This is a genomic window from Streptomyces sp. NRRL F-2664, assembly GCF_000719345.1.
GTDB lineage: Bacteria > Actinomycetota > Actinomycetes > Streptomycetales > Streptomycetaceae > Streptomyces.
Genome location: NZ_JOFX01000464.1, coordinates 1 through 317, shown reverse-complemented (window position 1 = coordinate 317; position 317 = coordinate 1). Strand labels below are relative to the sequence as shown.

Annotated in this window: 1 protein-coding gene; it reads right to left on the bottom strand. The window is 70.3% G+C overall.

What is annotated here, in order from left to right; genetic code table 11:
- Nucleotides 1–317 (bottom strand): transposase (locus IF89_RS0136535; protein WP_030778046.1); only part of this gene is annotated, 317 nt, incomplete at both ends.

The following is a 317-nucleotide window of genomic DNA, read 5'->3' as shown; positions in this document are numbered from 1 at the left end:
CTCGGGCCTTCTCCGGGTCGGCGAGAGTGTCGGGCGCGAGGTGCATCCCGGCGGCGTCGTGGTGGGCATGGACAGAGGTTGAATCCACGCTGACAAGCGGTAAGTCCACCTCACTCCGCTTCGCGGCCTCCGCGATCGCACCCTCCAGCAGGGCCTCGGACACCCCCGCGCCCCTCCACGGACGGAACCGGTTGCGGACTGTCGGCCAGGCGCCGAACTCCTGAGGCATCTCCCTCCACTGGCCACCCGTCCGAAAGCGCCAGATCACGCCCTCGAACTGCTGGCGCAGCCGTTCGGGGTACGGGCCGTACCCGCCG